Annotated in this window: 7 protein-coding genes; 4 read left to right on the forward strand and 3 right to left on the reverse strand. The window is 61.4% G+C overall.

The window, feature by feature from the left end; translation table 11 throughout:
- Positions 1–76: 76 nt before the first annotated feature.
- From QN357_RS06220 to QN357_RS06230, 3 genes are read right to left on the reverse strand one after another with little or no spacing between them, the layout of a single operon-like run.
- Positions 77–970: a carbohydrate ABC transporter permease gene (locus QN357_RS06220; RefSeq protein WP_322136715.1), complete on the reverse strand. Its 894-nt coding sequence runs from the start codon at positions 968–970 to the stop codon at positions 77–79.
- Positions 967–1,932, reverse strand: a complete 966-nt coding sequence (locus QN357_RS06225; RefSeq protein ID WP_322141105.1) for a sugar ABC transporter permease — start codon at positions 1,930–1,932, stop codon at positions 967–969. Before QN357_RS06225 ends, QN357_RS06220 begins: the two co-directional genes overlap by 4 nt.
- Positions 1,933–1,990: 58 nt before the next feature.
- Complete coding sequence (locus QN357_RS06230; protein ID WP_322136717.1) at positions 1,991–3,289, reverse strand: ABC transporter substrate-binding protein; 1,299 nt, start codon at positions 3,287–3,289, stop codon at positions 1,991–1,993.
- 250 nt (positions 3,290–3,539) lie between these two features.
- Here QN357_RS06230 and QN357_RS06235 point away from each other — a divergent pair, with 250 nt between their 5' ends.
- The 4 genes from QN357_RS06235 (at position 3,540) to QN357_RS06250 (ending at position 9,856) form a co-directional block, all read left to right on the forward strand.
- Complete coding sequence (locus tag QN357_RS06235) at positions 3,540–3,743, forward strand: hypothetical protein (RefSeq protein WP_322136718.1); 204 nt, start codon at positions 3,540–3,542, stop codon at positions 3,741–3,743.
- 148 nt (positions 3,744–3,891) lie between these two features.
- Positions 3,892–4,887, forward strand: a complete 996-nt coding sequence (locus QN357_RS06240) for a LacI family DNA-binding transcriptional regulator (protein ID WP_323504679.1) — start codon at positions 3,892–3,894, stop codon at positions 4,885–4,887.
- A 77-nt stretch (positions 4,888–4,964) separates the two neighbouring features.
- On the forward strand, positions 4,965–7,421 hold the full coding sequence (locus QN357_RS06245) for a glycoside hydrolase family 2 protein (protein ID WP_322140451.1): 2,457 nt from the start codon (positions 4,965–4,967) through the stop codon (positions 7,419–7,421).
- Entirely contained in the window at positions 7,418–9,856 is a 2,439-nt protein-coding gene (locus tag QN357_RS06250) for a TIM-barrel domain-containing protein (RefSeq protein ID WP_322136722.1), read from the forward strand. Before QN357_RS06245 ends, QN357_RS06250 begins: the two co-directional genes overlap by 4 nt.
- Positions 9,857–9,868: the final 12 nt, after the last annotated feature.

Raw genomic sequence — 9,868 nt, forward strand, 5'->3', positions numbered from 1 at the left:
CGCGAGGCGCAACCAGCAGGCGGATCTTGCGAGCGTATATCTTGAACGACCTGGGCTATCCGCCGCACCGATCGTTTTACTTGGTGGCGCCCTGCGTGAAGCCGTTGTAGATGAATCGTTGCAGCACCAGGAAGACGATGACCGTGGGGATGATGACGAGCATTGTGCCCGCGGAGATGACTTCCCATTGGGCGCCGAAGGGCCCTTTGAACCGGAAGAGTGAGGTTGAGATGACACCCAGTTGTTGCGAGGGCATGTAGAGGAACGGGATGTAGAACTCGTTGTAGATCGCGATGCCCTTAATGATGACGACAGTGGCGATCGCGGGCTTGAGGAGCGGAAGGATGATCCGCCAGTAGATTACGAAACGGTTTGCGCCGTCTAGCATCGCGGCTTCGTCGAGTTCGCGGGGAATGGATTGCATGAATTGAACAAAAATGTAGATGGAGATGATGTCGGTCCCGAGGAAGAGCGCGATCGCCGCCCAATAGGTATTGAAAAGTCCAAGGTTATTGACCACCTGGAACGTTGCCACCTGGGTTGTCACTGCGGGAACGAGCGTCGCTAGCAGGAACATCATCAGGACGACCTTCTTGAATCGGAAGTCGAACCTATCGATTGCATACGCGGTCATGGTGCCGATGACGAGGGTTCCCAGCACGGAGATCACCAGGATGAAACCCGTGTTCGCGAAGCCTTGGAGCATGTGCCCCTTGTCTAGCGCAGTGGCGAAGTTGGCGAAGTTGAACCAGTTTTGGGGCAGGTCGGCCGGCCCCGAGTTTAGGTACTCGTTCTTCGTTTTGAACGCGGTCATGAACACGACGCCTAGCGGCAGCAGGGTGACGATTGCAGCGACGACGAGGGTGAGGTACTTCAGTGTCGTCATGACTGCCGCCCGAAGGCGGTGGTTGGGGAGCACCGGAGTAGCGCCGTGCTTCTGCGCTACTGGCGTGGTTTTCAGTTCGGTCATGAGATGTTTACCTCATCGTCTGGTACCAGCTTGCGCTGGACGTAGGTGACTATCAGCACAATCAGGAGCAGGATGACTGCCATCGCCGACGCAAGCCCGACGTGCCGGAAGGTGAAGGCTTGCTGAATGGTCGTGATCACGAAGGTCGCGGTGCCGTTGGCACCGCCCGTCATGATGAACGGGATCTCGAAGACTGCGAGGCTTCCCGAAATGGCGAGGATGAATGACAGGCTGATGATGCGCTTGATCCCCGGCATGATGATGAATCGGAACTGCTGCCATTTGTTGGCGCCGTCGAGGTCAGCCGCCTCATACAGTTGCGCGGGAATCGACTGGATCGCTCCCAGGAAGAGAACGAAGTTCAGTCCCGTGTACCGCCAGACGGATGTCCCCGCGAGCGAGAAGTTCGCGACGTCGGGGTTGCCGAGCCACTGGGTGGTCAGCTGCGCCAATCCGAAGTTTTTCAGGATTAGGTCGAGCGTTCCGCCGGGCTGGAAGAAATACAAGAAGACGAGGCCGATTGCGACTCCGTTGATCAGGTAGGGAAAGAACAGCACTCCTTTGAAGAAGTTCCGGAATCGCGTCTTGAAGCTGAGGATTGTCGCGAAGTAGAGGGCAAGGCCCATCTGCAGGATAGAAGCGCCGACATAGAACAGGCTGACGTAGAAGACGTTGAAGATGGTCGGATCACTGAAGATTTGACCGTAGTTGTCGAGTCCGACCACCTGCTGGACCTTTGAGATGCCATTCCACGAGGTGAAGCTGTACCAGATCATGTTCACGACGGGGATGTAGGTGAACGTGATCAACAGCCCGAGTGGTGCGAGCAGGAAAAGCCACGGTGTGACCCATTTCGGTCGCTGGCGCCAAGGGGCATTCCTGCCGACGCCCGCGGCCGGGATGGTCGCCGTTAAGGGGGGAACACCCCCGGTAGTGCCGGCTAAGCCGGTCAATTGAGACATTGTTGTCTGCTTTCCGGAGGTGTTGCCCCCTGCGGTGCGATCGTGCGATGAGGGAGTGTTACTTGCCGGCCTTGGCCTTGGCGGCCGCCCACCGCTGGTTGAGCTCGTCGAAGTACGAGTTCATGTCGCCCTTCGCTGCCCCGCGGGCAATGTCTACGAGCTTCTGGCGATAGACCTGACCGAAGAGGTCGATGTTCGCGCCGTTGTAGATGTCGGAATCGACCGTGGCTTGGTCCGTCGGTGCCGGCGTCAATTCGAGGTATTGCACATCAGCCTTCGTGAAGTCCGCCAGTGTTGACGGGTTCTCGCTGCCGACCTTCGGAGTGATTGCACCCTGGCTGGCGGCAAATCCGGAATCGTTGGTGAACCAGTCGATCCAGGCCCGCGCGGCGGCCTTGTGCGTGGAATTGATGTTGATGGCGTTCTTGAAGTCCCCCGCGATGACAGAGTGGAACTTACCGTCGACCTGGTGCGGGAACGGCATGTAGCCGATGTCCGCAGGATCGGCTCCGGCATCCTTTGCGGCCTTCTGGAACTGGACGATGGCCCAGGACCCGAGTGCCATCGTGCCAACCTTTCCGGTTGCCAGCAGACCTTTCGAGCCTTCCCAGCTTGTGGTTAGCGGGTCCGGTTCGGTGAGCTTGTTACTCACCGCATTGAAGAGCAGGGAATCAATGAGGTACTGGTCGCTCCCTGCGGACCAGGGTGCGTCCGACTTGTCCATCGTCTGTACGATTTCCTTATCGCCCGACGTGCCGCGGAACCCCTGCCACTGGCCGAGGGGCCAGCCGTCTTTATAGTTCGTGTAGAGCGGAATCGCTGCACCCTTGGCCTGGATAGCCTTGAGGTCGGTGATGAACTCTTCGGGAGTCTTGGGGTTGGTCGTGACTCCGGCATCCGCCCAGGTCTTCTTGTTGTACACGAAACCGTTGGCCCCACCGAAGGTGGGCAGACCGTACACAGTCCCGTCGAACGCCTGCTCGGCGATAAAGCGATAGTCCTTCGCCATGTCGGTGACCTTGCCGAGAGGTTCGAAGAAGTTCGCGAGCTGATCCTTGGTGACCGACGCCGGGATACCGAGGACGTCGCCATAGTCCTTCGTTCCAAGCCGGGTGGTCACTTCGCTCTCGTAGTCAGTGATGGCCTCGAAGGTCACTTTGACGTCGGGGTACTTCTTCTCGAATGTGGCCTTGTAGTCTGCGAACACGGTATCGACAAGGTCGGTACGATTCGTCAGGACCGTGATATCGCCGGTCGGATTGCCCGAGGAATCCGTTGCCGTGGTGCCGCCGGAACTACAACCGGCGAGCATCATCGCGGCTACGACTACGCCCGCAACGCCTGTGATGTGCTTCATTGCCATCTCTGGATCTCCAATGTTGGTGCGTCAATGGACGAGCGTGACCGGTGAACGCTGTCGTCAGCTTCATCCAACCAACCGCGCTCTCGGCGCGAACGGATTAGTCCCGGCCTGACGCGATCAGTGAGCACAGCATATCAGCGTTGACACAAGAGTCAATGTAATTTTCGGAGCCAGCGGCGGGACCGTTATAGCGTGTTTAAACCGCCGCTCGCATACCGCTCGATCCCGGTACCCTCCAATAGATTTGACAACCCAGGTCGGTTTAAATTTATCGCTTGATCAGCAATTTGCAGTGTTCAGTATTGAGCTAAATTTGCGCGCTTGGAGTGCACTGTCGGATTACGCAACCGCGCAAGTGCCTATTCGTCTGCCATTTTTCAATGAAAAACACCCCGCGGAATTAGTGCTCTATGGCCTGTCGCGGGAAAATTTGTCAGCGCTGACATGAAGTAGTGACGCCGTGCTACGGTTGCGTCATGATCGAGCCGGAGTCGTCATCAGTCGCGCGTGCACCGTCGGTACCCCTGAGGCACGATCCCGGCTCCGTGTTGCGGGATCTTGCCGCCCTCCCCCAGTCGCGAGCGACACTCGCCGATGTGGGTCGCCTCGCCGGCGTGAGCGCAAAGACCGTTTCACGCGTCGTGACGGACAGTGGCAGTGTCTCCGTCGCGACCAGGGACCGGGTCCTCTCCGCCGCGCAAACACTCCGATTCCGCCCCAACCATCTGGCCAGAAGCTTGCGTCACGGAAGCGTCACGGATACCGTCGCCTTCGTCATCGGCGATCTCGCGAACCCCTTTTATGTCAAGGTCGCTGCGGGTGTCGAGGAGGAGCTTGCACAGCACGAGCTCATGATGATCTTGGCGGCCACTCACGACGACCCCCAGAGCGAGCGGAAGGTTGTCGAGAATCTGCTCAAGCACCGAGTTCGCGGGCTTCTGATGGTGCCGATCGCCGATGATCAGGCCTACCTCGAAAACGAACGCCAGCTCGGCACGCCGGTTGTCTGTATCGACCGTCCCGCCCGCAACCTCATCGCCGATGCCGTGGTCCTAGACAACTTCCGGGGCACAGTGGATGCCACGCGAAGTCTGCTGCAGGCAGGTCACCGGCGGATCGGATTCGTGTGCAGTCCCGCCGAGCTCTACACCCACCAGGAACGCCTGCGCGGTTTTCGCTCGGCCATGAGAGAAGGCGGCGTCTCCGACTCCGTCCACTGGGAGCGCCTTGAACCCGTCACGGGACGAAGCGAAGAGGAATCGGTGCGGGAACTGCTCGCACTGCCAGACCCGCCAACGGCCATCATCGCGGGGAACAACCGGGCGAGCGCTGGCGTGATTCGGGAGCTAGGACGACGGTTCCAAGAGTTCGCGTTCATCGGCTTCGACGACTTCGATCTCGCTGATGCCTGGGGCATCAGCGTCGTGACCTACGACCCGGCCGAGCTTGGCCGCCAAGCCGTGAGGCTCATGATGCAGCGGCTCCAGGATCGACTCGGGCCCCCGGTGCGGGTCGATATCCCCACACACGTCGTCCAGCGCGGGTCGGGGGAGTATCCGCCGCGGGCCGCCGCGCACGTTCCGCACTTGTAAGAGAACTACCTGTACGAGCAATAGGGAGAGACACTGTGCACCGCACACCGCTAAACGACAATTGGACCCTGAACCTGATGGCTGGCCCTGTCCCCGAAGGTCTTCCGCGGGACATTCCGGCGACCGTTCCAGGGACCGTGCACACTGACCTGCTAGCGCGGGGCTTGATCCCGGACCCGTATCTCAACACCAACGAGAACGCGGTGAAGTGGATCGGAGAAACCGACGTACGCTACCAAACCTCGTTCGCCTTCACCGACGAGGGCCACGAACGCGTCGACCTCGTTGCCGAGGGCCTGGACACGGTTGCAACCGTAACGTTCAACGGCGCGCTCGTTGGAGAGACCAAGAACCAGCATCGGTCCTATCGCTTCGACGTGCGTTCATTGATCCGCGCGAGCAGCAACGAACTGACGGTCGATCTCGCTTCACCCCTCCGCTCTGCGCGCGAATCGGAGCTACGGATCGGTGCCAAACCGCTGGTCGCCGATGCGCTGCCCTATAACGCCCTGCGCAAGATGGCGTGCAACTTCGGCTGGGACTGGGGGCCCACACTCACGACCTCAGGGATCTGGCGGCCCCTCTACCTGCACCAATGGTCCGTCGCCCGACTGGCACAGGTCATTCCTCGAGTCAGCGTGGATTCCGACGGTGGCGGTCTCGTCGAAGTCCACGTCGAGCTCGAACGTACCGACCTCGAATCTGCTGCGCATACCGAGCTGCTCCTCGAGGCCATTCTCACGGCCCCCGACGGAACCGCGGTGCACACGAGCGGGACAGTTGAACGGTCCTCCTCCGTCCTCAGCCTCAAGATTGATAATGCGGAACTATGGTGGCCGAGGGGCTACGGCGACCAACCGCTCTACCACCTGGACGTGCGAGTGTCCCGGGACGCCGAGGAACTCGACACCTGGACGCACGATGTCGGGTTCCGCACGGTCGAGGTGCGGATGAATCCCGACGACTTCGGCACCGGTTTCGAATTCCACGTCAACGGGCAATTCGTCTACATCAAGGGCGCGAACTGGATCCCTGACGATTGTTTCCTGCCCCGCGTGACCCGGGACGACTATGAACGCGGGGTTCGCGACGCCGTCGAGGCCAATATGAACATGCTCCGCATCTGGGGTGGCGGTATCTACGAGAGCAACGACCTTTACGACATCTGCAACCGGGAGGGGATTCTGTTGTGGCAGGACTTCCTGTTTGCTTGCGCGATCTACTCGGAGGCCCCGGAGATGTGGGCCGAAGTCGAAGCGGAGGCTCGTGAGAATGTCGCCCGTCTTGCCCCAAACCCCTCCCTTGTCTTCTGGAACGGCAGCAACGAAAACATCGAGGGTTACTTCCACTGGGGTTTCAAGGAGCGGATGCAGGAGGGCGAGACCTGGGGACGCGGCTACTACGACGACCTACTCCCGAGTATTTTGGCCGAACTCGACCCCGGGCGTGGCTACCTCCCGTCGACTCCATTCTCCCCCGCCGATTACGCCGATCCTCGCGATCCAAACCACGGCCCTGTGCACAGCTGGAAGGTCTGGTTCAGCGAGGACTACCTGACCTACCGCAACTCGGTGCCGCGTTTCGTCGCCGAATTTGGTTTCCAAGGTCCCGCCGACTACTCAACCCTCACGAGCGCCATTGACGACGACCCTATGCTGCCGGATTCCCCCGGCATGGCCGCCCACCAGAAGGCGGTCGACGGCAATGGCAAGCTCGACCGCGGCTATGCACTGCACCTGCCTGCACCCACGACCTTCGACGACTGGCACTTCGCGACCCAGCTGAACCAGGCCCGCGCAATCTCCTGCGGCGTCAAGCACTTCCGTTCGCATTCCCCGCGCACTTCCGGCTCGCTGGTCTGGCAACTCAACGATTGCTGGCCCGCTATCAGCTGGGCGGCCGTCGACAAGGCTGGCAGACGCAAGCCGCTGTGGTACGCACTGCGGGCACTCAACGCGCCCCGCCTGCTCCTAGTCCAGCCCCGAGGCGCCGGCCTCGCCCTCATCGTGAGCAACGACAGTCCCCATGCTTGGACGGGTACCGTCGCCGTCCGGCGCCTGAGCCTCACCGGAACAGAGCTCGCCGCCGAGCACCTTCGGTTCAACGTGGCTTCACGTACCAACCAGACCATCCTCCTCTCCGAGTCCCTGACGGTGCCTGCAGACGCACGGAACGAGCTCATTGTCGCCGAGGCGGATGCTTCCGCCCGTGCATTCTCCTACTTCGTCGAAGACGTCGAGTTGAGCCTGCCCCAGGCGGAGTTCAGCACCACGGTCGAGCGTGAGGACGTCGGATATTCCCTCACCGTCACCGCCAACAATTTCGTGAAGGACATCGTGCTAAATCCGGATCGCCTCGACCCGATGGCCACGGTGGACGAGATGCTCGTGACCCTGCTACCCGGCGAGAGTCACCGATTCCTCGTCCTCAGCGGCGAAGAACTGCCCGTCGATGATCTCACCACCCGACCGGTTCTCCAGAGCGCGAACAACCTCCGGCACCCCGCCGCCCTCACCCAGAAAGGGACCGTATGAAGATTCAGGCTCATCACAGTGAAGCGGATGGCGTGGTCATTGTCACATCAACCGGGCGGCTGAAAGTGCAGCGCCTCGGTGAGCAAGTAATGCGGGTCGTCTTCACGGGTCGACCGGTCTTCGGCTCCGATGAGAGCCTCATGGTGGTCGGCGGTAACGAGCGATCGGCTCCGGACGTCGCCGATTCCGCCGATCAGCTGGTGCTCTCCATTCCCCGGCTGCGGCTCGTCATCGACAAACAGTTCGGCGCGTTCACCTGGACCGACGAGACCGGGCGACTCCTGTTCCGTGAGCCGCACGATCGCGCGGACACGAAAGTGCTTGAGGAGATCGACGTCCTGCGTTCCGTCTTCTCCGAAGACACCGTGATCACCACCGCACTCGGCGCCGACGGCGAGAAGTCCGTCGTGGGCCAGACGAAGCAACTGGTCGACCGCCAGGCGTACTCGACGAAGCTCCGACTTGAGTTCAGCGACGGCGAGGCCCTCTACGGGCTCGGCCAGCATGACGAGGGCGTCTTCAACTATCGCGGTCACCACGAGGACCTGTACCAGCAGAACATGAAGATCGTGGCGCCCGTGCTCGTCTCGACGCGGGGCTACGCCATCATGTGGGACAGCCAGGCTCTCGCCTCTTTCCACGATGACCAGGCCGGGAGCTACTTCTGGACTGAAGTCGATGACGAGATGGACTTTTACGTCATTGCAGGCCCCGAACTGGATGACATCGTCCACCACATCCGCACCCTGACCGGAGGGGCTCCGATGCTTCCTCGCTGGTCCCTTGGCTACATCCAGTCCAAGGACCGGTACGAGAACGCCGACGAGCTCCTCGACATCGTCCGCGAGTACCGGCGGCGGGATATCCCCCTCGACTGCATCGTGCAGGACTGGAAGCACTGGCCGGAGGGACTCTGGGGACAGAAGTCGCTGGACCCTGACCGGTACCCCGACCCGACACGGCTGATCGAAGAGCTGCACGATCTCGGCGCGAAGCTGATGGTCTCCATCTGGCCGAACATGCAAAACGACGGACCCAACCAGGCCGAGTTCCGTGCCCACGGGGAGCTCCTCGGCGACGGCTCCACCTACGATGCGTTCGACGCGGATGCCAGGGCCCGGTATTGGAAGCAGGTGAACGAGGGCTACTTCAGCCACGGCGTCGACGCGTTCTGGGCAGACTGCACCGAACCGTTCGAGGGCGACTGGAAGGGGATCGTTAAACCGGAGCCCTGGCAGCGCCTGCTCATCAATGCCGGCGAGCTGAAGAAGTACCTCGACCCGGAGCACATCAACGCCTATTCACTCCTGCACTCCGAAGGACTCTACGAGGGCCAGCGAGCCGCCGGCAACGACAAACGTGTGTTCTTGCTCACACGCTCGGGCTTCGTCGGCCAGCAACGCTACAGCGCGGTCACCTGGTCCGGCGACACCTCGGCGACTTGGTTAGCCTTGCGACGGCAGATCTCCGCCGGGCTCAACCTGTGCGTCACAGGCACCCCATACTGGACATTCGATATAGGCGCTTACTTCGTCACCCCGGGCCCGCTGTGGTTCTGGGAGGGTGACTTCGCGGAGGGCAGCGCCGACCTAGGCTACCGGGAACTCTACGTCCGGTGGCTGCAGATGGGCACCTTCCTGCCCATCTTCCGCTCCCACGGCCGGGACACGCCCCGCGAACCGTGGCGGTTCGGTGACGTGGGAGACGCCAGCTACGACACCATCTGCGCCTTCATCCGCTTGCGCTATCGACTACTCCCCTACCTGTACTCGCTCAGCGGCTGGACAACCCAGCGCGACTACACCCCGATGCGTTCGCTCGTCTTCGACTTCCGCCACGACCCGCGGGTGTACGACGTCGACGATGAGTTCATGCTCGGCCCGTCGCTCCTGATCTGCCCCATCACTGAGCCGATGTATTTCGGCCCTGATTCGGAGCCCGTACAGGGACGCCCCACCACCCGGTCGGTCTATCTCCCGTCCGGCTGCAACTGGTACGACTTCTGGACCTCCGAGCGCTTCGAGGGCGGCCAGACCATCGAAGTCGCCGCGTCACTGGAGACGATCCCCGTCTTCGTGCGGGCCGGCAGCCTACTGCCCCTTGGACCCGCGGTCCAGCACACCGGCGAGAATGTCTTCGGCCCCCTGGAGGTGCGGATCTACCCCGGCGCCGACGTAACCTTCGATCTCTACGAGGATGCCGGTGATGGCTACGGCTACGAGAACGGCGAGTTCAGCACCATGACTCTGCGATGGTCGGAATTGGAGCGGACGCTCATCGTCGACGCCAGAACCGGCAGCTTCCCCGGCATGCCCGCCACCCGCGCGATCATCCCCATCTTCATCGGCGAACCGACCAACAACGCGCCAACATCGACGGACATCGCCCTCCAGATCGCCTATGTCGGCCAGGAGCTACGCACGATCCTGCGCTGAAAGACCGGCACG

The sequence above is a fragment of the Cryobacterium sp. RTC2.1 genome (assembly GCF_035018685.1).
GTDB classification, from domain to species: domain Bacteria; phylum Actinomycetota; class Actinomycetes; order Actinomycetales; family Microbacteriaceae; genus Cryobacterium; species Cryobacterium glucosi.